At 62.5% G+C, this 23075-nt stretch carries 22 protein-coding genes; 18 read left to right on the top strand and 4 right to left on the bottom strand.

Annotated features, from left to right (window positions below; translation table 11 throughout):
* Nucleotides 1-4: 4 nt before the first annotated feature.
* A complete protein-coding gene (locus AC4CWH_RS00205) occupies nt 5-718 on the bottom strand; it encodes a GntR family transcriptional regulator (RefSeq protein ID WP_491319895.1) in 714 nt (237 codons plus the stop codon).
* 96 nt (nt 719-814) lie between these two features.
* Here AC4CWH_RS00205 and AC4CWH_RS00200 point away from each other — a divergent pair, with 96 nt between their 5' ends.
* The 9 genes from AC4CWH_RS00200 to AC4CWH_RS00160 all read left to right on the top strand — a co-directional run bounded on the left by AC4CWH_RS00200 (nt 815) and on the right by AC4CWH_RS00160 (nt 9837).
* Nucleotides 815-1618, top strand: coding sequence for an ABC transporter ATP-binding protein (locus AC4CWH_RS00200; RefSeq protein WP_491319894.1), 804 nt, complete (start codon nt 815-817; stop codon nt 1616-1618).
* Nucleotides 1615-2358 (top strand): ABC transporter ATP-binding protein, encoded by a 744-nt coding sequence (locus AC4CWH_RS00195; RefSeq protein ID WP_491319893.1) that lies wholly within the window; start codon nt 1615-1617, stop codon nt 2356-2358. The genes AC4CWH_RS00200 and AC4CWH_RS00195 overlap by 4 nt, the downstream gene beginning before the upstream one ends.
* Nucleotides 2355-3266: a branched-chain amino acid ABC transporter permease gene (locus tag AC4CWH_RS00190; protein ID WP_491319892.1), complete on the top strand. Its 912-nt coding sequence runs from the start codon at nt 2355-2357 to the stop codon at nt 3264-3266. Before AC4CWH_RS00195 ends, AC4CWH_RS00190 begins: the two co-directional genes overlap by 4 nt.
* Nucleotides 3263-4234, top strand: a complete 972-nt coding sequence (locus AC4CWH_RS00185; RefSeq protein WP_491319891.1) for a branched-chain amino acid ABC transporter permease — start codon at nt 3263-3265, stop codon at nt 4232-4234. Before AC4CWH_RS00190 ends, AC4CWH_RS00185 begins: the two co-directional genes overlap by 4 nt.
* 3 nt (nt 4235-4237) lie before the next feature.
* Nucleotides 4238-5704 (top strand): aldo/keto reductase, encoded by a 1467-nt coding sequence (locus AC4CWH_RS00180; protein WP_491319890.1) that lies wholly within the window; start codon nt 4238-4240, stop codon nt 5702-5704.
* A gap of 313 nt (nt 5705-6017) precedes the next feature.
* Nucleotides 6018-6884 carry a glycine betaine ABC transporter substrate-binding protein OsmF gene (gene osmF, locus AC4CWH_RS00175; RefSeq protein ID WP_491321313.1) on the top strand — a complete coding sequence of 289 codons (867 nt, stop codon included), beginning with the start codon at nt 6018-6020 and terminating at the stop codon, nt 6882-6884.
* A gap of 66 nt (nt 6885-6950) precedes the next feature.
* Nucleotides 6951-8117 carry an ABC transporter permease gene (locus AC4CWH_RS00170; protein WP_491319889.1) on the top strand — a complete coding sequence of 389 codons (1167 nt, stop codon included), beginning with the start codon at nt 6951-6953 and terminating at the stop codon, nt 8115-8117.
* Complete coding sequence (locus AC4CWH_RS00165; RefSeq protein ID WP_491319888.1) at nt 8114-9052, top strand: ABC transporter ATP-binding protein; 939 nt, start codon at nt 8114-8116, stop codon at nt 9050-9052. The genes AC4CWH_RS00170 and AC4CWH_RS00165 overlap by 4 nt, the downstream gene beginning before the upstream one ends.
* Nucleotides 9049-9837: an ABC transporter permease gene (locus AC4CWH_RS00160; protein WP_491319887.1), complete on the top strand. Its 789-nt coding sequence runs from the start codon at nt 9049-9051 to the stop codon at nt 9835-9837. Before AC4CWH_RS00165 ends, AC4CWH_RS00160 begins: the two co-directional genes overlap by 4 nt.
* Here the strand turns inward: AC4CWH_RS00160 and AC4CWH_RS00155 are convergent.
* Complete coding sequence (locus AC4CWH_RS00155) at nt 9834-10589, bottom strand: IclR family transcriptional regulator (RefSeq protein WP_491319886.1); 756 nt, start codon at nt 10587-10589, stop codon at nt 9834-9836. The genes AC4CWH_RS00160 and AC4CWH_RS00155 overlap by 4 nt on opposite strands.
* 104 nt (nt 10590-10693) lie before the next feature.
* On the opposite strand from AC4CWH_RS00155, the gene AC4CWH_RS00150 reads away from it, so the two are divergent.
* Genes AC4CWH_RS00150 through AC4CWH_RS00110 form a run of 9 tightly spaced genes read left to right on the top strand, consistent with a single transcriptional unit; the run spans nt 10694 to nt 21304 of the window.
* A complete protein-coding gene (locus tag AC4CWH_RS00150; protein WP_491319885.1) occupies nt 10694-11626 on the top strand; it encodes a polysaccharide deacetylase family protein in 933 nt (310 codons plus the stop codon).
* A gap of 45 nt (nt 11627-11671) precedes the next feature.
* Nucleotides 11672-13165, top strand: coding sequence for an ABC transporter substrate-binding protein (locus AC4CWH_RS00145; RefSeq protein WP_491319884.1), 1494 nt, complete (start codon nt 11672-11674; stop codon nt 13163-13165).
* Nucleotides 13166-13180: 15 nt separating this feature from the next.
* On the top strand, nt 13181-14101 hold the full coding sequence (locus AC4CWH_RS00140) for an ABC transporter permease (RefSeq protein ID WP_491319883.1): 921 nt from the start codon (nt 13181-13183) through the stop codon (nt 14099-14101).
* A gap of 4 nt (nt 14102-14105) precedes the next feature.
* Nucleotides 14106-14975: an ABC transporter permease gene (locus AC4CWH_RS00135; protein ID WP_491283602.1), complete on the top strand. Its 870-nt coding sequence runs from the start codon at nt 14106-14108 to the stop codon at nt 14973-14975.
* Nucleotides 14976-14985: 10 nt separating this feature from the next.
* Nucleotides 14986-15774: an SDR family NAD(P)-dependent oxidoreductase gene (locus tag AC4CWH_RS00130; RefSeq protein ID WP_491319882.1), complete on the top strand. Its 789-nt coding sequence runs from the start codon at nt 14986-14988 to the stop codon at nt 15772-15774.
* An 11-nt stretch (nt 15775-15785) separates the two neighbouring features.
* The gene (locus AC4CWH_RS00125) at nt 15786-16781 is read left to right on the top strand and encodes an ABC transporter ATP-binding protein (RefSeq protein ID WP_491319881.1); all 996 of its coding nucleotides are present in this window, start codon (nt 15786-15788) and stop codon (nt 16779-16781) included.
* Nucleotides 16778-17758, top strand: coding sequence for an ABC transporter ATP-binding protein (locus AC4CWH_RS00120; protein WP_491319880.1), 981 nt, complete (start codon nt 16778-16780; stop codon nt 17756-17758). The genes AC4CWH_RS00125 and AC4CWH_RS00120 overlap by 4 nt, the downstream gene beginning before the upstream one ends.
* Before the next feature lie 11 nt (nt 17759-17769).
* Nucleotides 17770-20136 carry a penicillin acylase family protein gene (locus AC4CWH_RS00115; RefSeq protein ID WP_491319879.1) on the top strand — a complete coding sequence of 789 codons (2367 nt, stop codon included), beginning with the start codon at nt 17770-17772 and terminating at the stop codon, nt 20134-20136.
* 7 nt (nt 20137-20143) lie between these two features.
* Nucleotides 20144-21304 carry a M20 family metallopeptidase gene (locus AC4CWH_RS00110; protein ID WP_491319878.1) on the top strand — a complete coding sequence of 387 codons (1161 nt, stop codon included), beginning with the start codon at nt 20144-20146 and terminating at the stop codon, nt 21302-21304.
* Nucleotides 21305-21598: 294 nt separating this feature from the next.
* Here the strand turns inward: AC4CWH_RS00110 and AC4CWH_RS00105 are convergent, their stop codons facing one another.
* Complete coding sequence (locus AC4CWH_RS00105; protein WP_491319877.1) at nt 21599-22243, bottom strand: SRPBCC family protein; 645 nt, start codon at nt 22241-22243, stop codon at nt 21599-21601.
* A gap of 13 nt (nt 22244-22256) precedes the next feature.
* Nucleotides 22257-23075, bottom strand: coding sequence for an XdhC family protein (locus tag AC4CWH_RS00100; protein WP_491319876.1), 819 nt, complete (start codon nt 23073-23075; stop codon nt 22257-22259).

The following is a 23075-nucleotide window of genomic DNA, read 5'->3' as shown; positions in this document are numbered from 1 at the left end:
CTCCTCACGCGGCCTGTTCGCCGGCATCGATGCGGGCGCGGACCAGATCGAAGGAGCGGCCGATATCGTTGGCAAGCGCCTCAATGGCAGCGTCCGCATCACCCGTCTCGATTGCCTCGATCATCGCCCAGTGATGGTCGGTGGCGGCAAGGCCGCCCTGTTCGTCGTGGATCTGGGCAGCGGCACGCACCACAGGCCCCGATTGCAGCCAGAGGCTTTCAACGATCGGGATCAGCACATGGGAGCCGGCGGCGCGGTAAATGTGGAAATGGAAACGCTGGTTGAACTGCGAGGTGACGGGACCGATGTCCTGCCCATGCTCCTCGAAGGCGTGGTCGCAGTCGTGGTTGACCTGCTTCAGGAACGCGATGTCCTCGGCGCTGAGGTTCTCCAGCGCCATCTGCACCAGCCGCCCCTCGATCAGAACGCGGGCGCGCTCCAGATCATCGAGCCGCTGGCGGGTGATCAGCGGCACGCGCACCGTGCGGTTCGCCATTGCCTCCAGCGCCTGTTCGGAGACAAGCCGCCCGAGCGCTTCGCGAACCGGCATCGTGCTGGTCTGCAGCCGTTCGGCAAGATCCACGATCCGCAGCGGATCACCGGCGGCAAAGCCGCCATTGATCAAGGTCTGGCGCAGCTGGCCATAGACACGGTCCTGCACGGTTTCCCGCCCCACCGGCGTCAGCGCCTCGACGCTGTTCATCTGTAAGTCCGACATCCTTGCCTCATGTATCAGCCGTTTAATTTTCCGGTTGATTTTCGGATAGGCTTAAAGTTTGATCAAACATCACACATCAAATCAAGACCAATTTTCATGACGATCACACGTGTAGCTTCCGACAGTCCTGCCCAGCCTCCGCCTGTTATCGAGGCCAGAGGGCTGACGAAGCGTTTTTTCGGCATGACGGCGGTGGATGGAATGTCGCTGACGGTGGCGCGTCAGGAAATGGTGGGGCTCATCGGCCCGAATGGCGCCGGTAAAACCACGATGTTCAGTCTGATTGCCGGAAGCCTGCAGCCGACATCAGGCGAATTGTGGATTTCCGGCCGCGAGGTATCGCGGGAGACGCCGGACAGGCGCATCGGCCATGGGCTCGCCCGTACCTTTCAGATCCCGAAACCCTTTGCCGAAATGAGCGTGCTGGAAAACCTGCTGGTTGGCGGACAGCGACAGGAAGGCGAAGGCCTGCTGGCGAACTTCCTGAAGCCGGCTGCCGTGCGTGCCCAGGAAAAGGCCCTGATCGAAAAAGCGCGCGGGCTTCTCGACTTCGTCACCCTCTCCCATCTCGAACATCAGCCGGCGCGGGTTCTGTCCGGCGGGCAGCGCAAGCTTCTGGAACTTGCGCGCGTGTTGATGGCCGATCCGGATGTGATCCTGCTCGATGAGCCGGCTGCGGGCGTTAACCCGGCGCTGCTGGAAGTCATCATCGAGCGCGTCATCACGCTGAACAACCAGGGCAAGTCGATCCTGTTGATCGAACACAACATGGACATGGTCTCGCGGCTCTGCACGCGCGTGGTCGCCATGGCGCTTGGCAAGCTTCTGGCAGAAGGCACGCCTTCGGAAGTGACCTCCAACCCGACCGTGATCGAAGCCTATCTCGGAGGCGGTGCATGACAGGCTCCATCCTTTCGACAAGCGGACTGGTCGCCGGTTACGAAGCCGACCTTCCCATTGTCCATGGCATCGATTTTTCGGTGGCAAGCGGCGAACTCGTCGTGCTGCTCGGCCCGAACGGGGCCGGTAAGTCCACCTTCGTCAAGGCAATCGCCGGGCTGGTGCCAATCCATGCCGGCACGATGCTGCTGAACGGGCGCGACATCACCCATGTCGCGCCTCACCGCAAGGTGGCGGAGGGTCTTGCCTTCGTGCCGCAGACGGAAAACGTCTTTGCGACCATGACCATTCTGGAAAACCTGCAGATCGCCGTAGCGCATCTGGCGAAGGCAAAGCGCGCTGCAGCCATTGAGGCGCTGTTTGCCCGTTTCCCGGATCTGGCCGCCCGGCCCTCGCGTCTTGCCGGCGCGCTCTCCGGCGGGCAGCGGCAGATGCTGGCTGTCGCCCGCGCGCTAGCGCTTGATCCGCCCGTCATCATCCTCGACGAACCCTCGGCCGGCCTTTCGCCCAAAATCGTCAGCGAGGTTTTTGAGATGCTGAAGGCGATCAATGCAAGCGGCGTGACGGTGCTGCTGGTGGAGCAGAACGTAAAAGCGGCGCTTGCCATTGCCAGCCGCGCCGTCATCCTTGCCGAGGGGCGCATTGCCCATGAAGGCCTGCCACAGGACCTGGCAAGCGACCCGCTGGTCGGAAAGATCTATCTCGGCACCGCGAACGATCATCAGAAGGCGCCCGCATGAACCCGCAATTCATCATGGACGGCCTGATTGCCGGCGCGATCATCGGTCTTGGCGCTGTCGGCGTCACCCTCACCTATTCGATCCTGCGCTTTTCCAATTTCGCCCATGGCGAACTTCTGTCCTGGGGCGCCTATCTGGCGCTTGCCGTCGCCGGTGCGCTCGGCACTCTGTCTACCGGACTGACCAAACCGATTGCCCCCTTCTCCTTCGGCTGGGCGCTGCCGCTGTCGGCGGTGATCGCGATCGGGCTTACCGGACTTCTGGCGCTGACGGTCGATGCGCTGCTGTTTTCCAGCTTCCGCCGGCGCGGCAGCGCGATCATCATCATGGTGATGGCAAGCTTCGGGGCGTCGCTGGCTCTGCGCAGCCTGCTCGAATTCCTCTTCACCTCGCGCCCGGCCTATTTCACCAAGGCGCTGCAGATCGCCATGAAGCTCGGCGGTGGGCTCCGCGCCACGCCGGATCAATTGCTGATGCTTGGCGTCACGCTGGTTTCCGTCGGCACCGTGCATCTCCTGATGACACGCACCGATATTGGCCGCGCCATGCGGGCGGTCAGCGAAAATCCGGCGCTCGCCAGCATTGCCGGCATCGATGTGCGCCGCGTGATCCGCACCACCTGGTTCTTGGGCGCCGCCTTGGCTTGCGTCGCCGGCATCATGAGTGGTCTCTTGATCCAGATCCGCCCCTATATCGGCCATGACCTGCTGCTGCCGCTGTTTGCGGCCGCCATCCTCGGCGGCATCGGCTCCGTGCCGGGGGCCATGCTGGCCGGCCTTATCATCGGCCTTTGCGAGGCGCTCGCGGTTCAGGCCGTCGGTGCCGAATGGCGCGCCGCCGTCTCCTTCGTCATCCTCATCGCCGTCCTCCTCGTGCGTCCGCGCGGCCTGTTCGGGAAAGCGTCATGACCCTCGATATCCTTGCCTATGCCGCCTTTTTCCTGTCGATGGCGCTGACCTATGCGATCATCTGCCTTGGCCTCAATGTGCAATGGGGGATGACCGGCCTGTTCAATGTCGGCATTGCCGCCTTCGTCGCGGTCGGGGCCTATACCTCGGCGCTTTTGACCACGCCGCCGAGCCCGGACCGTTTTGGCGGTTTTGATCTGCCGATCTTCGTCGGCTGGCTGGGTGCGGCGATCACCTCCGGCCTTCTCTCCTGGGCGGTAGGCGCGCTCACCATCCGGCTCAGGTCGGATTATCTGGCCATCGCCACCTTCGGCATCGCCGTTACCGTGCAGCTGTGCATGCTGAACCTGCAGCCCATCACCGGCGGTGCCTTCGGCATCGGCTTCATTCCGCGGCCGTTCGCCGGTTTGCAGGAGAATGCGCTTCTGTTCAGCCTCGCCAATTGCGGCGTCATGGCGCTGGTGGTGCTTGCCCTTTATCTCGGGCTCGAGCATCTGGCGAAAAGCCCGTGGGGGCGCGTGCTGCGCGCCATCCGCGAGGATGAGATGGCAGCGCAGGCGCTGGGCAAACGGCCGATCCGCTTTCGCCTGCAGGCCTTTACGCTGGGCGGCGCCATCATGGGGCTTGCGGGGGCAGCACAGGCGCATTTCATCGGCTTCATCGCGCCTGACAATTACATGCCGATCCTCACCTTCCAGGTCTGGGCCATGCTGATCGTCGGGGGATCCGGCAACAATCGCGGCGCAATTGCAGGCGCCGTCCTCGTCTGGGGGCTCTGGGCGCTGTCAGCCGCTGCCGTCTCCAGCTTCGTCCCGGCAGAACAGCAGGCGCGTGCCGCCTCGCTGCAGATCGTCGCCATCGGCGTCGGCCTCTGCCTCATGCTTCTCTGGCGCCCGCGTGGCCTGTTCGGCGAGGTCAGTCCGCTGACCCACCTGAAGTCGCTGCGTCGCGCCCCATCCAAGGAATAAGTCATGCACACCCGTCCCGAACGCACCCTTCTCGCGCCCGATCTGGAGATCAGCCGCCTCGTCTGCGGCCTCTGGCAGGTGGCCGACATCGAGAAGGATGGCACGACCATCGATCCCGAACAGGGCGCCGATGCGCTGGAGGCCTATGCCCGTGCCGGTTTCGATACCTTCGACATGGCCGACCATTACGGATCGGCGGAAATCATCACCGGACGCCTTCTGAAGCGTTTTCCAGAGGGTAACGCAAAGCCGCGCGCCTTCACCAAATGGTGCCCGGAACCGGGGCCGATGACGCGCGATATCGTGCGGCGCGGCGTCGAAGACCGCCTCCAGCGCCTCGGCGTGGAAAAGATCGATCTTCTCCAGTTCCACTGGTGGACGTTTGAACATCCGGCCTGGCTGGATGCCCTGCACGAAATGCAGGCGATGAAGACGGAAGGCCTGATCGGGGCGCTCGGCCTCACCAATGTCGATGCGGCGCATCTGGCGCTGGCGCTCGCCGACGGCATCGAGATTGCCAGCAATCAGGTCTCCTTCTCGCTCATTGACCGCCGTGCGGCCGGAGCCCTTTCGGGTCTCTGCGCCCGCAGCGGCGTGAAACTGCTGGCCTATGGCACGCTCTGCGGTGGCTTCCTCTCGGAAAAATGGCTCGGGCAGCCGGAGCCCGCCTCCATTCCCGACTGGAGCCGCTCGAAATACAAGCGCTTCATCGATAGCGCCGGCGGCTGGGAACCCTATCAGGCCATTTTGCGCGCGGCGTCCGATATTGCAAAGAAGCACGGCGTCTCGCTGTCGAATGTCGCAAGCCGCTGGGTGCTGGAGCATCAGGCGGTGGCCGCCACCATCATCGGGGCACGGCTTGGCGAAAGCGAACATCGCGACGACAACCTGAATGTCTTCCGTTTTGCTCTCGATGCGGAAGACCACGCCTTGCTCGACGCAGCCTTTGCACAGACAAATCCCATCCCCGGCGATTGCGGCGATGAATACCGCAAGCCCCCTTTCCTCACCGCGTCTGGCGACCTCAGCCATCATCTCGACGCCATCCCGTCGGTCTATCAGGCCGAGCCGATGCCGGGTCGACCGGGCCGCATGCGTGTCTCCTCCGGAAGCATCTGGGAGCCGATTGCGGGCTACAGCCGTGCAGTCCGGATCGGCAACCGGGTTCTTGTATCGGGCACGACGGCGACCCATGGCACCGACCGTTGCGTGGCACCGGGCGATGCCGGCGCCCAGGCGACCTACATCCTCGACAAGATCGCCGCCTCTCTCAATCCACTCGGAGCGAAGATGGAAGACGTCGTGCGCAGCCGGATCTACCTGAAGGACGCATCCCAGTGGGAGCCGGTGTCGCGCGCGCATGGCCGCGTGTTCGGCGAAATTCTTCCGGCCAATACACTGATCGAGGCCGGCAACCTGATCGGTGACTATGAGGTGGAAATCGAGGTGGAAGCGATTGTAGAAGAATGAGACCGGCTGCCCTCAGTTTCTGATCAGGTGCAGCAATCGTCGAATACGCGGGTATAATCTCGATACCCGCGTCGACGTGGCCCATAACCTGCGGGCTCAGTGTATGTGGCCTTTCCCTCAACTTTTGGACGTGAAGTCCAGCGATGCAAATTCTGTCTTAGCCCTGGGCTATTTTTCTTCGAACAGCGCCACATATGGATGCTTACGCTCCGATGGACGCCGACCGGCCTTGGAGAACTTGCATCCTTTTTGAAGGGAAAACCCAACTGTGCGCATCAACACACTCTTTATCGCCAGCGCCTTTGCCGCGCTGATGTCGGCAGCGGCCGCCAATGCTGAAGTCACCGTTTCATCGAAGATCGACACGGAGGGCGGCGTTCTCGGCAACATCATCCTGGCGGTCCTGAAGGCCAACAATATCGAGACGACGGATCGCGTGCAGCTTGGCGCGACACCGGTGGTGCGCAAGGCGATCACCGCCGGCGAGATCGACATCTATCCGGAATATACCGGCAATGCCGCCTTCTTCTTCGAAAAGGCCGACGATCCCGTCTGGAAGGATGCCGCCAAGGGTTACGAGGCGGCAAAAAAGCTTGACTACGACGCCAACAAGATCGTCTGGCTGACGCCGTCGCCGGCCAACAACACCTGGGCGGTTGCCGTGCGCAAGGATTTAGCCGATGCCAAGGGCCTGAAGACATTCAGCGATTTCGGAAAATACGTGGCCGGCGGCGGCACGGTCGTGCTGGCGGCTTCTTCCGAGTTCGTCAATTCCGCGGCCGCCTTGCCGGCCTTCCAGACGACCTACGGTTTTACGCTGAAACCGGACCAGCTGATCACGCTGTCGGGCGGCGATACAGCCGCGACCATCGGCGCTGCGGCAAACCAGACCAACGGCGCCAATGCCGCCATGGTCTATGGCACGGATGGCGGCATCGCGCCGTCGGGTCTGGTCGTCCTGGAAGATGACAAGGCCGTGCAGCCGGTCTACCAGCCGGCACCAATCATCCGCGAAGCTGTTCTCAAGGAACATCCGGAAATCGAGACGCTGCTGAAGCCCGTGTTCGAAAAGCTCGACCTTGTGACGCTGCAGGACCTCAACGGCCGCGTTCAGGTCGGCGGCGAACCTGCCAAGGCGGTTGCCGAAGACTTTCTGAAAAAGAATGGCTTTTTGAAATAAGCTTTCCGCAAGACGGCCGGTTTCCTGTTGGAGGCCGGCCTTTTCAACACGGTCAGGGACGCGGGTTTGACGGGTCGATTGGATAAGCTGGGCGTCGTCATCACGCTCCTGATTGCATATGGCGTGGCCGTTGCACCGTTTGCGACAGTCCGTGCCAACCGCATCGTTCCAGGCGTCGCAAAATCGATCCTTGATGCCCTGCCGAGCGGGATCGGCCTCATTCTTCTCGGGCTGATGTTTGCTGCCGCCATCATCGTTCTCCTGAAGACGCCGCCATCGATCAGGCTTGTGACGTCGGCCGTTGCGCTTGTTTCGATCAGCCTTTTCATCGGGATGGCGGCATGGCATCTGACGCCGCCGGAAAACACCTATGCCCGTGTCTCGCCGGCATCCGGCTTCTGGGTCCTGCTGTTTGCCTATGCGCTGCTCGCAGCCGACGCGATCACGCGGCTGGGGCCACGGCCGATCATGCGGGTCGTGCTGCTTTTGCTGACGCTCGCCGGTACGGCGGCGATCCTGATGTCGGGACAGTGGGACGGGCTGTCGATCCTCAAGGAATATGCGGGCCGCGCCGACGTGTTCTGGAGAGAAGCCCGCCAGCATGTGGCCTTGGCGCTCGGGTCTCTGCTGGCCTCGGCCGTCGTCGGGCTTCCGCTTGGTGTCCTCTGTCATCGGGTGGCGCCGCTTCGCGACAGTGTGCTGAACACGCTCAACCTGATCCAGACAATCCCCTCGATTGCGCTGTTTGGCATCCTCATCGCACCGCTCGGCTGGATCGCGATCCATGTGCCGGGAGCGGCAGCCATCGGCATCCGCGGCATCGGGGCGGCGCCCGCCTTCGTTGCGCTGTTTCTCTACTCGCTGCTGCCAATCGTTGCCAATACAGTGGTGGGGTTGGCCGGCGTCCCCCGCGAAACAAACGAGGCGGCGCGCGGCACCGGCATGACGAACCGACAGAGGCTGTTGCGCATCGAACTGCCGCTGGCGCTGCCAGTCATCCTCACCGGCATCCGCATCGTTCTCGTCCAGAATATCGGCCTTGCAACGATTGCGGCGCTGATCGGCGGCGGTGGTTTCGGTGTCTTCGTGTTTCAGGGTATCGGCCAGACGGCGATGGATCTGGTGCTGCTTGGGGCGGTACCGACCGTGGTGCTGGCCTTTACGGCGGCCATCGTTCTCGACGCCCTCATTGAAATGAATGCTCCGTCGCACAATCGAGGCAGGACCGCATGATCGAAATCGACGGCATCACCAAGCGTTATGACGGCAACACGGTCGTCAACACTGTGACCATGACGATCGAGCCCCGCACGGTGACAGTCATCGTGGGCACATCGGGATCCGGCAAGACGACGCTCCTGCGGATGATCAACCGGCTTGTCGAACCGTCGGAAGGGGTGATCCGGATCGATGGTGAAGACAATCGCGCCATGCCGGGGTATGTCCTGCGCCGTCGCATTGGCTACGCCATCCAGGGTCACGGTCTTTTCCCGCATCGCACGGTGGCGCAGAATATCGCAACGGTGCCGGCTTTGCTCGGCTGGGATAAACCGCGGATCGATGCCAAGGTCGAGGAACTGCTGAACCTCTTCCAGCTCGATCCCGTTGTGTTTGCGCAGCGGTTACCGCATGAACTTTCCGGCGGCCAGCAGCAGCGCGTCGGCGTGGCGCGGGCGCTGGCGGCGGAGCCAAACATCCTGTTGATGGATGAACCGTTCGGAGCGCTCGATCCGATCATCCGGGCAAAGGCGCAGGCCGATCTGCTCGACATTCAGAAGGTGACGAAGACCACGATTGTTCTCGTGACCCACGACATGGACGAGGCCTTCCATCTTGCCGACCGGATTGCCGTCATGGACAAGGGAGCGCTGGTTCAATACGGCACCCCCGCCGAACTGGTCAAAAACCCGGCGACGGATTTCGTCCAGACCATGATCGGCGCCAGTGAACGGCCGTTCCGGCTTTTGTCGATCGGGACGGCAGGAGATGCGGTCGAACCGGGCCTGGCGAGCGGAAAACCGGTCGCAGCAGGAGTGAGCCTGCGAGAGGCTCTATCGGAAATGCTCTGGAGCGGCCGCAGCGCCCTGCCGGTCATCGATGCCGATGGAACGATCCTTGGGCAGGTGACGCTGGAAACGCTCACCCGGCGCGCAGCGAAACCGCAATGAGGGCGTGGATCCCTTCTCTTCTGCGAGGCCTGTTGTTGGCGGTGCTTGTCACCTTCCTGGTCTCACCCCAATGGTTAGAGCCGCTGTTGAAGCCGCTCGTGCAGGACAACGCCCCCGCGATCTACAATCAGGGCAGCCTGCTGACATTGACCATCATGCATCTGCGCACGGTCGCAATCGCAACAGTCGGCGCGACCGTTGTTGCCCTTTCGCTCGCCATTCTGGTGACCCGGCCCTTCGGGGCAGAATTCCTGCCGCTGTCGCGCAGCCTGGTCAACATCGGCCAGACGTTTCCGCCCGTGGCCGTGCTGGCGCTGGCCGTCCCGATCCTCGGGTTTGGCGAAAAACCGACGCTGGTGGCGTTGTTTCTTTATGGCCTGCTGCCGATCTTCGAGAACACGCTGACGGGGCTCACCACTGTCCCCGCGTCGGTGATGGAAGCAGCACGTGGGTCCGGCATGACGGAGCGGCAGCGCCTGTTCAAGGTCGAGCTGCCGCTGGCAATGCCGGTCATTGTCGCGGGCATCCGGTTGTCGGTGGTGATCAGCCTTGCCACAGCAACCATCGGCTCCACCGTTGCGGCCAAAACGCTGGGCGAGGTGATCATCGCGGGGCTACAATCCAACAACCTTGCCTTCGTGTTGCAGGGCGGCCTCATCGTCGGCGCGCTGGCCGTGCTGATCTATCACGGCCTCACGGCCATCGAAAACATGTTGGCGCGCTCCCGGGGGGTGTCGGCAAAAAACGAGGCGGGCGACAAGAGATCCCTGAAATCTCCGTCCTAGGGCCGCCAATCCATGGCCCGGCTCAGCTGGAAGGCGGCTTCCCGCACCATCAGGATCAGCAGTTCCCGCCTTTCCAGGAAACGGGATGTCAGCGTGCCCAGGTTGAGCGCGGCAATCACCTCACCCTTGCTGTTCCAAACCGGCGCGGCGATGCCGGTGGAACCGGTGACGAATTCCTGATCGTTCAGCGCATAGCCGTCACGGCGCACCTTGAGGAGCAGCCGGCGCAATTCGTCCGGGTCGGTGACGGTATAGCGGGTGTAGGTGAGGAACTGCACCCGGGACATATAACTTTCCAGAACGTCTGGGCGGGCATGGGCCAGCAGAAGCCGTCCGGTGGCCGTGCAATAGGGCGCGATCGCTGCATCCAAATTAACGTCGTAGCGCAGTGGATGATGGCTCACGCACTTGGCAAGCCTGCGGATATCGCAATTTGCGTTCATGGTCGAAAGCAGCACTGTTTCTCCCGATTCGTCGCGCAGCTTTTCCATGTGAGGGCGCGCAGTAACGACCAGCGGCTCCTCGTGCGGGCGAAAGGGAAAACCGTGGCTGGACTCAATCAGCGTATAGCGCCCGGCTTCATCCTGGGTGAGATGGCCGCGGGCCGTCAGGGTCTGGAGCAAGCCATGGGCGCTGGACTTGGGAAAGCCCAGGTCACGGATGATCTGCGACAGCGATACTGCTTCCCGACGCTGCGAGAGGTATTCGAGCAGATCGAGGATACGCCCGGCACTTTTGACCTCGGAGTTCATATCCGTGAACAAATCCTAGATTGCTGATTAATTCTTAGGCTTGTAACACTTTTGAAGCAGAGGCGAAACGCGGATTGCGAAGCGCCACAGGATGAAGGTGACCGATGAGCGCCACGCAAGATCATGATCGGCAGAAGCCCTGGCTGTGGCACGAGGAAATCTGGCGCCAGAAGATCGGCAAGGCGAGAGCCGGACGGTCTCTGAAACCGGCGACCTGGAAGAACGGCGCGCGCATGGCTGTCGCGATCTCGTTTGACAGCGACCACGAGACATTCGAACTGCGAAACGGCGGTGAATCCATCAGCCGGTTGAGCCAGGGCCAGTACGGCGCCCGCCGCGGCATGCCGCGCATTCTGGCGCTCTTGGAAAAATATGGCGTGCCCGCATCCTTCTTCATGCCGGCCGTCTCGGCGATGATCAATGCGGACGAGGTCAAGGCCGTCATTGCCGGTGGCCACGAGCTTGGCATGCACAGCTGGATCCATGAATTCAACTCGCGTCTCGACTTTGAGACCGAACGGGATCTGGCGCTGCGGGCTGCCGACATGCTGGCAAGGCTTTCCGGCGTCCATCCGGTCGGCATGCGCACCGCATCATGGGATTTCAGCCCCTATACGCTGGCGATCGCTCGCGAGATGGGCCTCCTCTACGATTCCTCCCTGATGGCCGACGACGAGCCTTACGAGCTTCTGGAAGACGGCGAGCCGACAGGCATGGTCGAGATCCCCGTCGAATGGATCCGCGACGATGCGCCTTACGTGGCGATGGACCGAATGACCGGCGCGCGCCCCTATGGAGGACCCGCCATGGTGGCGGACATCCTGCGGCGCGAGATGGACGTCGCGTGGGACGAAGGCGGCCTCTTCCAGGTGACGCTTCATCCGCATCACGTCGGCCATCGCTCCCGAATCTTCATTCTTGAGGAAACTATTCGCCATGCAAAGGCAAAGGGCGATGTCTGGTTCTGTACGCATGCGGAACTGGCCCGATACTGTGCTGAGGAGTGCGGCCTGGCCGCAGCTGGGCATGCCGGCTGAAACCGGTTCGACAACCAAAAATCAATAGGGAAGAGGGTGAACGACATGAAAACAGGACTGGCCTCCATCGCTGCCGCCGTCATGATGCTGATGGCGTCGACCGCCGTCGCACAGACCAAGGACACGCTGACGATCGATCTGCCCAACGATGCGGCAACGCTCGACCCGCACCTCCAGTGGAACACCGACAGCTATACGGTCTATCGCAACATCTTCGACAATCTCCTGACACGCGATACGTCCGGCAAGATCGTGCCGCAGATCGCAACCGCCTGGACCTATGACAACGACACGACCCTCACCTTCAAGATCCGCGATGACGTGACCTTTCAGGACGGCTCCAAGCTGACAGCCGACGATGTCGTCTTCTCGATCAACCGCATCATCAATCCGGCGCTGAAGAGCCCGCAGCTGTCGCAGTTCGATCAGATCAAGACGGCAGAAGCCGTCGATCCCACCACGGTGAAGGTGACGACCAAGTCGGCCTATCCGGCTTTGCTGGCCCAGCTCGTGAAACTGTCGATCGTGCCCAAAGCCTATGTCGAGAAGGTCGGCGACCAGGAATTCAACCTGAAGCCGCTCGGCAGCGGACCCTATAAGCTGGTGGAATGGCAAAAGGGCATCGCAACCAATCTCGAGGCATACGGCAACTACTGGCGCGGCCAGCCGCCCTTCCAGAAGGTTGTCTTCCGGGCAGTGCCCGATGTTTCCACCCGCATCGCCGACCTGAAAACCGGCAAGGCCGACCTCATCCGCGACGTGCCTCCGGATCAGGCATCCTCGCTTGAGAACGACAGCGGCACGAAGCTTCTGTCGGGCGAGACCGAGCGCGTTGGTTATCTCTACATCAATGCCGAGGCAGGCCCGACGAAGGACCTGCGCGTGCGTCAGGCCATCGCCTATGCCATCGACAAGCAGGGTCTGGTCGATGCCCTTCTCGAGGGCTACGGCAAAGCGGTGGACGTCGTCGGTGCCGAGCCGATCTTCGGTTATACCGCCGACGTGAAAGGCTACCCCTACGATCCGGCAAAGGCAGCTCAACTGGTCAAGGACGCCGGCGCCGAAGGGGCAACCGTCGAATTCCTGACCTCGCCCTCCTATCCGCGTGCGCTTGTCGAAGCCATTCAGCAGATGGTGAACGAGGTCGGCCTCAACGTGACGATTTCCTCGAGCGATCAGGCGACCTTCCTGAAGCGTCGCCAGGGCGGTGCCGACAATGCCGGCGGCATGGCCTTCGGCGCATGGTCCTGCGCCTGCCAGGATGCCGACGGCATCATCTTTCCGCTGTTCCGCAGCGGCAGCATCTGGGCAAAATACAAGAACGAGAAATACGACGCGCTGGTTGATGAGGCCCGCACCATTCTCGACGAGCAGAAGCGCAAGGCGCTTTATGCGCAAGCCTACGAGATCCTGCGAGAAGACGTGCCGGGTCTTGGCCTCTACCAGGTCTATGCGCTCTATGGGGCAGCCAAGAACTTGGAGTGGAAGCCGACGGCCAACGAAGCCATGTTCGTCATGGACATGAGCTGGCAGCAGTAAGGCAAGGAAGCGATCGTGTTGAATTACGCCGTCCAGCGGTTGATACAGGCCATTATCGCCATCTTCGGCGTGCTCACGATCGTCTTCGTTGTCATGCATCTCTCGGGGGATCCGACGCTGCTTCTGGTCCCCCAGGATGCCTCTGCCGAAATGATCGCCCAACTGCGCCACCAGCTCGGCTTCGACCGGCCGATCCATATCCAGTATCTCGATTATCTCTATGGGCTGACCCAGTTGGACTTCGGTATTTCCGTCGTCCAGCGGGTGCCCGCGCTCGATATCGTTGCCTCGCGGCTGCCCTATACGATCCAGCTTGCCGCCGGCGCCCTGCTGGTGGCGATCGGCATCGGCATTCCCGCCGGCATCATCATGGCCACCCTGCGCGACACCGCCATCGCGCGGATCCTTGCCGCCATCGTCGTCACCGGCCAGAGCGTGCCGACCTTCCTGTCGGCCATTCTGCTGATCTTCATCTTTGGCGTCACGCTGCGCTGGCTGCCGACATCAGGGGCCGGCGAGCTGTCCGCAATGATCATGCCGTCGATTGCGCTCGGCGCACTTTCGATGTCGACCTTTGCGCGCATGACGCGGATCGCGATCATCGACGAACTCGGCAAGGACTATGTCCGGGCCGGGCGCGCTCGTGGATTGTCTCTTCGTCAGATCGTCTTTCGCCACGTGCTGCGCAATGCCTCCATTCCGGTTATCACCATCGCCGCACTGGAGATTGGCAACCTGCTTGCCGGCGCTGTCATCATCGAGACTGTCTTTGCCTGGCCGGGCATCGGGCAGCTTGCCATCCAGTCCATCCAGTCGCGCGACTTCCTGGTCGTCCAGGTCATCGTGCTCTTGATTTCATTCGTTTATGTGCTGACCAGCGTGGCGGCCGATCTCGTTTATGTGGTCGTTGATCCGCGCATCCGGCTGGTGAGGTGAGGATATGTCCGTGATTGCAAGCGCCCATGCCGTGCGCCAGCGCCTCCGCCGCGTTCCGCTGTCGGTCATCGTCGTCTCCATTCTCCTCTGCGTGATCATCCTTCTCGCCGTCTTTGCGCCCTTTTTCGCGCCAGCCGATCCGAACAGCCAGGCGCTTTTGGCCCGTCTGAAGGCGCCCGGCTTTTCCTATCGCGGCATCACCTACTGGATGGGCACGGATGATCTCGGCCGCGATCTTCTGTCGCGCACCCTTTATGGCGCGAGGATTTCCCTCGGTGTTGCCGTGCTTTCGGTGGTCGTCTCCACCCTTGTCGGCGTGTCGCTCGGCATGCTGGCCGGCTGGTTCCGCGGCTGGACCGAAACCATCATCATGCGCCTCGTCGACATCATGATGTCGATCCCGGCCATCCTGCTGGCGGTCCTCACGGTTGCTGTGCTGGGTCCTGGTTTCCTGAAGCTCGTCCTCGTTCTTGGCCTGACCCGCTGGCCGCGCTACACCCGCGTTGCTTATGCCCAGACGCTGCAGGTGTCGAACCTGCCGTTCATCAAGGCGTCCGAGCTTGCCGGGGCCGGTGCCGTGCGCATCCTCCTTCACCACATCCTCCCCAATATTGCCGGTCCGCTGCTGATCGTCGCAACGGCGGAGTTCGGTCTGATGATCCTGATGGAATCGGGTCTTTCCTTCCTCGGGCTCGGCATACAGCCGCCATCGGCCAGCTGGGGCTCGATCATGAGCGTCGGACGCCAATATCTCGAACGTGCCTGGTGGATCGTCGCCGTTCCCGGCGCCTGCCTTTTCCTCCTCGTCTTTTCCGTCAACGTGCTCGGTGACTGGCTGCGCGACCAGCTCGACCCGCGCTCCCGTTCCCGCTGAGGTGACATTTATGGACTTCCACGACAAGACAATGGTCATCACGGGCGCTGCCGGCATTTTCGGCGGCTGGACCGCAGCCTATTTTGCCAAGCGCGGTGCAAAGCTCTGCCTCAGCGATATCCGCATGGAGGCGCTGGAAAAGGTCGCGGCAGATCTCAACCTTGATCCGGCAACCACGCTCCTGCATGCCACCGAACTGACGAGCGATGCCTCCATGCTCGATCTGGTGGATCTGGTGCGCCGGGAATGGAAGGCGCCGGACATTCTTGTCAACAATGCCGGTATCTACACCCGTTTCAGCCTGCTGGAGATGGAATTTGCCGATTGGGACCGCGTCTTCGGTGTCAATCTGCGGGCACCCTTCGTGCTGACGCGCGAGATGGCAAAGCTGATGATTGCCGATGGCCGCAAGGGGTCGGTCATCAATATTTCATCCGGCGCCGCGCGCAAGATGAACCAGAATTCGGTGCCCTATTGCACCTCGAAGACGGCGCTGGAGCGTCTGTCCAAGGGTTTTGCCATGGAGCTTGCGCACCATGGCATCCGTGTCAATATCGTCGAACCCGGCTTTGCCCCGGGCAGCGAGGTCTCGGCTCTCGACGACGACTACGTCAAGAACATGCTCAAAAACATTCCGCTCGGGCGCGCCAGCGGCCCGGAAGATGCGCCCGGCGCGATTGCCTATCTCTGTTCCGAGCAGGCGTCCTTCATCACCGGTGCCGTCTTCAGTGTCGACGGTGGCAATTCCATCGGCAATTACAAACGACCTGACCCGGCCTCGCCGGCAGCCGCAGGTTAAGGGATTACCGTATGGAGACGGACCCACGCCCGCTGCTGTCGGTTGAAGACCTGACCATCGAGATCGGCGGCGCCAATGTCGTCGACGGCATATCGTTTACCGTGGCACCGGGAAAGGTGATGGCGCTGGTCGGTGAATCCGGCTGCGGCAAGTCACTCACGTCCTATGCCCTGCTCGGCCTGCTGCCGCCGGCAGCACGCCGGTCCGGCGGAACCATACACCTCGGCGACCGGGAGCTTACGGCCCTGTCCGAGCGTGCGTTCCGCAAGGCGCGCGGCAAGGAAATCTCGATCATCTTCCAGGAGCCGAGCGCATCGCTCGATCCACTGACGACGGTCGGAGCCCAGATCGCTGCCGCCTACCGGACACATCACAAGGTGTCGCGCGCAGAAGCCTACGCCAAGGCGCGCCAGATGCTTGAAGATGTCGGCATTCCCGATCCCGACCGACGGCTGCATCAGTATCCGTTCGAGTTGTCGGGCGGCATGTGCCAGCGCATCATGATCTCGATTGCGCTGATCTGCAGCCCGCGCGTGCTGGTGGCCGACGAGCCGACGACGGCGCTCGACGTCACCATCCAGGCCCAGATCCTGGACCTCATGAAGAAACTCGTGGCGGACCGCGACACGGCCATCGTCATCATCACCCATGACATGGGCGTCGTCGCTGATATCGCTGACGATGTGGCGGTGATGTATGCCGGACGCATTGCCGAGATCGCGCCGGTCCATGCCCTGTTCGAAAAGCCAAGGCATCCCTATACCGCACTCCTGCTCGCCAGCGTCCCGAAACTCAGCGATGCGCCGAAGGCGGATCTCGCGACGATCGAGGGTCGCGTGCCGACGCCGAACGAATTTAATGCCGGCTGTCGCTTTGCAGACCGCTGTCCGCTGGCAACCGAACGCTGCCGAGCAGAACAGCCGCCGCTGTTCGATTGCGGCGGCGGTCACCGCTCCGCCTGTTGGCACATCGACCGCATGGCCGAGATCCATGGGAGGGCCGCATGACCGAAAACCTGCACAATGTTCTGGAACTGCGGGATGTCGCCGTTCATTTCGGCGGCCGCGGCGGGTTGTTCGGCTCGTCCGGTGCGGTGGTGAAAGCCGTCAACGGCGTTGACCTCGAGATCAGGAGGGCCGAGACGGTTGCCCTTGTCGGGGAATCGGGCTGTGGAAAGTCGACGCTCTCCAACACCATTGTCGGCTTGCAGGCGCCGGTGTCCGGAAGTGTCAAGATCAGCGGCGAGGAAGTCGTCGGCGCCGACCGTCGCAAGCTCAACGACATCAGGCGCAAGGTGCAGATGATCTTTCAGGATCCGGCCCTGTCGCTCGATCCGCGCTCGACCATCGGCGCCACCATTGGCGAACCGCTGATCGTTCGCGGCATTGCACGCGGCAAGGCGCTGAAAGAGCGCGTGGCGGACCTGTTGACGCAGGTCGGTCTGAGGCCCGAACATGCCGACCGCTATCCCCACCAGTTCTCCGGCGGCCAGCGCCAGCGCGTGGTGATCGCGCGGGCTTTGGCGCTGGAGCCGGACCTGCTGATCTGCGACGAGCCGGTCTCGGCGCTTGATGTTTCGGTGCGCGCGCAGATCCTCAACCTGCTCGTGGCGCTGCAGCAGCGCATGGGCGTCTCCTACCTCTTCGTCTCTCACGATTTGAGCGTTGTGCGCCATATATGCGACCGGGTGGTGGTGATGTATCTCGGCCGCTTTGTGGAAATTGCCGACCGCGACACCTTTTTTGCCGATCCCAAACATCCCTATACCCGCGCGCTGATGTCGGCGGTGCCGGAGGCCGATCCGACGGTGCAGCGGAGCAGACAGCGTTTCATCCTGCAGGGCGAACTGCCGAGCCCGGCGAATATTCCCTCCGGCTGCGCCTTTCACACGCGCTGTCCGCTCGCGACAGAAATCTGCTCGCAGGTGCGCCCCGAACTGACACCGCGCGCCGATGGCGCCCGCGTCGCCTGCCACCATGCCTGAAGAGAGATGCCATGACCGATAGCGCCACCGAGGAAACCATCCGGCTTGCCGGGCTGCAGGCCGAGGCCGAGATCCGCGTCGATCGCTGGGGCATCCCGCATATCCGTGCGGCGAACGAGGCGGATCTCTTTTTCCTGCAGGGCTTCAACGCGGCGCGCGACCGGCTGTGGCAGCTCGATCTCTGGCGCAAGCGCGGCCTTGGCCTGCTGGCTGCCGATTTCGGCCCGGGCTATCTCGCGCAAGATCATGCCGCGCGGCACTTTCTCTATCGGGGCGACATGGCGGCCGAATGGCTCGCCTATGCCGATGACACGCAGGCGATCTGCACCGCCTTTGCCAATGGGGTGAACGCCTATATCGCGCTCTGCAACCACGAGCGGGAGCGCTTGCCGCCGGAATTTGCCGTGTTCGGCACGCAGCCCGCCCGCTGGCAGCCGGAGGATGTGGTGCGGATTCGTTCACATGCCCTCACCCGCAATGGCGTCTCAGAAATCCTGCGCGCCAATGTGATGGCGATGGCGGATGCGCAAACGGATCTCCTGCGGTTCGAGCTGGACCCGCCGGTGGAGCCGAAGCTGGCGGACGGGCTGTCCTTTGCGGATGTGCCGCTGGAAGCGGTGCGGCTGTTCAAGCTTGCGACAGCGCCGGTCACCTTTGAAAAGGCTCGGCTCGCCGCCGGCCTTGCCGATGTCTGGGCATGGACGGAGGTGACGGATCTCGGTGAGATCGTGCAGCGTAGCGCCGAGGAAGGGTCCAACAACTGGGCCGTCCATGGCTCGCGCACCGAAAGCGGCCGGCCGATCCTCGCCAGCGATCCGCACCGCGCTCATGCGGTGCCCTCGCTCCGCTATCTCGTTCACCTGGAAGCGCCTGATCTCAACGTCATCGGAACTGGCGAACCGAATGCGCCGGGCGTCTCGATTGGCCACAACGACCGCACCGCTTTCGGCCTGACGATCTTCGGCGCCGACCAGGAAGATATCTACGTCTACGAGACACGGGAAGGCGAACCGGATTTTTATCGTCACGGCAATGGCTGGGAAAAGATCGAGCGGATCGAACAGGCCTTTGCGGTCAAGGGACATGACGCGCAGGTGCTGACGCTCTCGTTCACCCGTCACGGGCCGGTACTGCATGAAGATCAAAACCGCTGTCGTGCCGTTGCGATGCGCACCGTCTGGCATTCGCCGGGGGCGGCCGCCTATCTCGGCAGCCTGTCCTATATGCGCAGCGCCTCGACGCAGGCCTTTGCGAATAGCCTTGGCCATTGGGGCACGCCGTCGGTCAATCATGTCAGTGCCGATGTCGAGGGCACTATCGGCTGGTTCACCGCAGGCTTCACGCCGGTGCGGCATAACTGGCAGGGTCTGCTGCCCGTGCCCGGCGACGGAAGCCATGAGTGGGACGGCTTTCTGGCGCCGGAGGAACTGCCGCGCCAAGTCAACCCCGCCGCCGGTTACGTCGCCTCTGCCAACGAGATGAACCTGCCCGGAGATCGGGATGCCGCAGCCCCCTCGATCGGGCATGAATGGGCCGAAGGCAGCCGGGCAAGGCGCATCAAAGCCGTGCTCGGTGCCGACCGCAGCCATACGCTGGCGGCGTCCATGGCGCTGCAGACGGATGTCTATTCGCGCCCCGCCGAGGTCATCGTTACTCTTTTGAAAGAAATCGCGCCCTCAGCGTTACTCGATACCATGCAGATCCATAGCCTCCAGCTGTTCGATGACTGGGATTTTCATCTCGAAGCCGGCAGTGCTGCGGCAGCACTCTTCGAGGTCTGGTGGATGAAGCACCTGCGGCCCGGCCTCCTCGCCCGTTTTGCGCCTGATCAGGCCGTGCGCCAGCTTCTGCTTCCCGGGGATTTCGACCGGCTTCTCACGCTGCTCCAGACGCCCCAACACCTCTGGAGCAGGGGTGAGCGGGATGCGCTGATGCTCTCAACGCTTGCGAAAGGCTTCGAGGATTGCGCCACCCGGCTCGGTCCTGACGCCTCCGCATGGCGCTGGGGCGACCTGCACCGGGCGCTCTTCGAACATGCTGCGAGCCGGGTGAAGCCTGCGGCCGAAGCCGAATGGAATGTCGGGCCGCTCGCCGTTGGCGGCAGCCGCTCGACCCCCATGCACGCAGCCTATCGCTTGAGCGATTTCGGGGTAAATGCCGGGGCCTCGGTGCGGCTCGTCATGGACGTCGGGTCCTGGGACAACAGCGTCTGCGTCAACACACCCGGACAGTCCGGCGATCCGCGCTCGCCGCACTATGCCGATCTCTCCGAGCCATGGTCGCGCGGAGACTATGTGCCGTTGCTTTACAGCCGTGAAAGGGTGGATGCGGAGACGACCCACCTGATCCGGCTTTTCCCTGCCGCAGACAAGGAGTGATAGTTGGATGACCCTTTCCATCAAGACGGATGACATTGATCTCGCAGCGCTCCTTGAAGAACTTCGCCTCTGGGTGGAGATTGAAACGCCGAGCAGTGATGCCGCAGCCGTCAACCGTCTGGCCGATCGCGTCGAATTTCTGGCCCGCGACGCACACTTTTCGGTCGAACGGACAACCGGCACGCTTGGCTTCGGCGACATCCTTGCTGTGCGCACACCGCGGCCGGAGGGTTACAACGGCCGGAGCATTCTGGTCCTTGCGCATATCGACACCGTGCATGCGACCGGCACCATCAGCGGCAAACTGCCGTTTCGCCAGGACGGCGACCGGCTGTATGGCCCCGGCATCTACGACATGAAGGCCGGCGTTCTGATGGCGTTGCAGGCGATGAAGCTTGCGACGAAGAGGGGCCACACCCTGCCGGTCGACCTGCTGATCGTCCCCGACGAGGAAGTGGGCTCGAAAAGTTCTCGCCCGATGATCGAGGAATTTGCCCGCAATGCGGCTTATGCACTGGTTGTCGAGCCGGCGCGCGATGGCGGCAAGATCGTTACCGCCCGCAAGGGCGTTGCCATGTTCGACATCACGGTTCGTGGCCGCGCCGCGCATGCCGGCGTGCGCCCCCTCGACGGACGTTCCGCCATCCGCGCGGCAGCCCGCCTGGTTCTGGAGCTTGAAGCGCTGAACGATCCGGCGCGCGGCATCACGGTTACCACCGGCACCATTCAAGGCGGCACGGGCCGCAACACCATTCCGGCCGAATGCCGGCTTCAGCTGGATCTGCGGCTTCCCGATATTGCGATAGCTGTCGAGATCATGGACAAGATCCGGGCGATGACCCCGGTTGATCCCGACATCACCTTCGAGATTTCGGGCGACCTCAACCGGCCGCCCTTTGCCCAAAGCGAAGCAGGAGCCAGGCTTTTCGACGAGGCGGCAAGGATTGCAGCCGAACTCGACATCATGCTGGAGGGGATGGCGACAGGCGGTGGTTCAGACGGCAATTTTACCGCCGCGCTCGGCGTGCCGACCCTGGACGGGCTCGGAGCCGATGGTGCCGGAGCCCATACGTACGACGAGCATATCCTGGTCAGCAGCCTGGCGCCCCGCACGGCCCTGCTCGCCAACCTGATATCATTGCTGGACAGCAACTGCGCCGCGCCTTGACCTGGATGGGGCTTGAATGACGTTGCAGCCAGAAGCCTTGGTCAGTCGCGCAACCATCCGCGTTTCGATCAATTGTCCTGCGATAATCAGGCGGGGGCGTGGACGATACACGGTCAGAAACTGCCCTTCTCGCAAGCAACAGCGCTCCGGCGGGTAACGCAATGTAGACAGGTGGCGGGCGTCGAGGCTCCGAATACATGCACCAGCGGCTCGACGTCCCTTAAAAGGCGGATGGAAACAGAAATTCCACCGCCACACGGCAGAACGATGTCCATGAACGGCGAAACAACCGCGTTACAGCACAGCGCCAGACGCACAGATCGAGAACATCATCGTGTCGTTCGCCATGGCGGAATGATTGCCGGTGATACAGCACAGGCCTGGCGTCAGGGCGAGGATGACAAAGGCCGTTGGACTGGTGCCGAGGATGCGGCTCATCCAGCCCTTGCTGGCCGGCTCCTCCGCAGATGCCTCGACGACAGGTTCCTCGATGGCAGGCGGCTTGCCGACAACCGCACCGAATTTCGCAAAAAAATCGCCGGCAAGTTTCTTCGCAGTGCTGTCGATCAGCCTGCTGCCCATCTGTGCCAGCTTGCCGCCGATTTCGGCAGTGACCGTATAGTTGAGGATCGTTGCCTCGCCATCCGGTTCGAGCGTGACCTTGGCTCCACCCTTGGCAAAACCGGCCATGCCGCCCGATCCCTCGCCGGAGATCGTATAACCGTTCGGCGGATCGAGATCGGACAAGGTGACATTTCCGGCAAAGCTTGCCTTGACCGGACCGATGCGCAGCGTGACCTTCGCAACCATCTCGGTTTCGGACGTCTTTTCGATCGACTCGCAACCGGGTATGCACTGGCGCAAGATGTCGACATCGTTAAGACCCGCGTAAACTGCTTCGCGCGACGCCTCGATGCGTTGTGATCCATTCATGTCCATGATTGTTCTCCCTTTATGAGTTTCTTTGGCCACGTCGCCTGATCTCGATCATTTCCGCCACGATCGAGAAGGCGATTTCATCCGGTGTGATGGAGCCAAGATCGAGACCTGCCGGCGAGCGCATGTCATCCATCGACCTGGCATCGAGCCCGGCCGCTTCCAGATCCCGTCTCAGAGAAGCAAATTTCTTGCGTGAGCCGACAAAACCGGTGTAGCGCGTCGGTACGTCAAGTACGGCCTTCAGCGCGGCGCCGTCGCCACGCCCCTGGGTCGCAATGACGATAAAGCCATGCGGCGAGCCGTCGTTCGGCAGGTCGAAACCATCGACCATCCGGTCGGCGATGCCAAAAGCCGTATGATCGGCCAGCGGCGCACAGACCGTAACAAAGAAGCCCATGCGACGGGCAATATCGGCAAGCGCCGCGGCTACCGGAGAGGCGCCCAGAATGGTAAGCTGCGGGCGCGGCAAGACGGGCTCAACAAACACATCCATCGTGCCCTGGCTCGGGCACATGTTGCGGGCGTAGAACACGCCGTCTCTGGTATCTCCGGGCTTCACCTGCTGCACATGGAGTAGATCTTCCGGCTGGATGCTCACCAGCCGAGGCTGACCGTCGCGAATGGCTTCGCGCGCGGCCTTCAGCACGGCGCCACGGGCGCAACCGCCGCCGATCCAGCCGGCCGACATGCTTCCGTCCGCCAAAACGACGGCCTTGGCGCCGGCCTTGGCCGCCGTGACGGAGACGGTGCGGACAACCGTTGCAATCGCAAAGGGCTCCCCACGCGCCTTGGTCTGACTGACCAGATCGAGAATGTCGTAAGCTTCCTGCAT

The sequence above is a fragment of the Neorhizobium sp. PAMB6716 genome, from assembly GCF_058242805.1.
The sequence above is the reverse complement of the archived record's forward strand: the minus strand, read 5'-3'. Positions and strand labels throughout refer to the sequence as shown.

Excerpts from the sequence above, each read along its gene's own strand:
- AC4CWH_RS00205 (WP_491319895.1), bottom strand. The coding sequence starts at position 718 with ATGTCGGACTTACAGATGAACAGCGTCGAGGCGCTGACGCCGGTGGGG.
- AC4CWH_RS00200 (WP_491319894.1), top strand. The coding sequence starts at position 815 with ATGACGATCACACGTGTAGCTTCCGACAGTCCTGCCCAGCCTCCGCCT.
- AC4CWH_RS00195 (WP_491319893.1), top strand. The coding sequence starts at position 1,615 with ATGACAGGCTCCATCCTTTCGACAAGCGGACTGGTCGCCGGTTACGAA.
- AC4CWH_RS00190 (WP_491319892.1), top strand. The coding sequence starts at position 2,355 with ATGAACCCGCAATTCATCATGGACGGCCTGATTGCCGGCGCGATCATC.
- AC4CWH_RS00185 (WP_491319891.1), top strand. The coding sequence starts at position 3,263 with ATGACCCTCGATATCCTTGCCTATGCCGCCTTTTTCCTGTCGATGGCG.
- AC4CWH_RS00180 (WP_491319890.1), top strand. The coding sequence starts at position 4,238 with ATGCACACCCGTCCCGAACGCACCCTTCTCGCGCCCGATCTGGAGATC.
- osmF (WP_491321313.1), top strand. The coding sequence starts at position 6,018 with ATGTCGGCAGCGGCCGCCAATGCTGAAGTCACCGTTTCATCGAAGATC.
- AC4CWH_RS00165 (WP_491319888.1), top strand. The coding sequence starts at position 8,114 with ATGATCGAAATCGACGGCATCACCAAGCGTTATGACGGCAACACGGTC.
- AC4CWH_RS00160 (WP_491319887.1), top strand. The coding sequence starts at position 9,049 with ATGAGGGCGTGGATCCCTTCTCTTCTGCGAGGCCTGTTGTTGGCGGTG.
- AC4CWH_RS00155 (WP_491319886.1), bottom strand. The coding sequence starts at position 10,589 with ATGAACTCCGAGGTCAAAAGTGCCGGGCGTATCCTCGATCTGCTCGAA.
- AC4CWH_RS00150 (WP_491319885.1), top strand. The coding sequence starts at position 10,694 with ATGAGCGCCACGCAAGATCATGATCGGCAGAAGCCCTGGCTGTGGCAC.
- AC4CWH_RS00145 (WP_491319884.1), top strand. The coding sequence starts at position 11,672 with ATGAAAACAGGACTGGCCTCCATCGCTGCCGCCGTCATGATGCTGATG.
- AC4CWH_RS00135 (WP_491283602.1), top strand. The coding sequence starts at position 14,106 with ATGTCCGTGATTGCAAGCGCCCATGCCGTGCGCCAGCGCCTCCGCCGC.
- AC4CWH_RS00130 (WP_491319882.1), top strand. The coding sequence starts at position 14,986 with ATGGACTTCCACGACAAGACAATGGTCATCACGGGCGCTGCCGGCATT.
- AC4CWH_RS00125 (WP_491319881.1), top strand. The coding sequence starts at position 15,786 with ATGGAGACGGACCCACGCCCGCTGCTGTCGGTTGAAGACCTGACCATC.
- AC4CWH_RS00120 (WP_491319880.1), top strand. The coding sequence starts at position 16,778 with ATGACCGAAAACCTGCACAATGTTCTGGAACTGCGGGATGTCGCCGTT.
- AC4CWH_RS00115 (WP_491319879.1), top strand. The coding sequence starts at position 17,770 with ATGACCGATAGCGCCACCGAGGAAACCATCCGGCTTGCCGGGCTGCAG.
- AC4CWH_RS00110 (WP_491319878.1), top strand. The coding sequence starts at position 20,144 with ATGACCCTTTCCATCAAGACGGATGACATTGATCTCGCAGCGCTCCTT.
- AC4CWH_RS00105 (WP_491319877.1), bottom strand. The coding sequence starts at position 22,243 with ATGGACATGAATGGATCACAACGCATCGAGGCGTCGCGCGAAGCAGTT.
- AC4CWH_RS00100 (WP_491319876.1), bottom strand. The coding sequence starts at position 23,075 with ATGCAGGAAGCTTACGACATTCTCGATCTGGTCAGTCAGACCAAGGCG.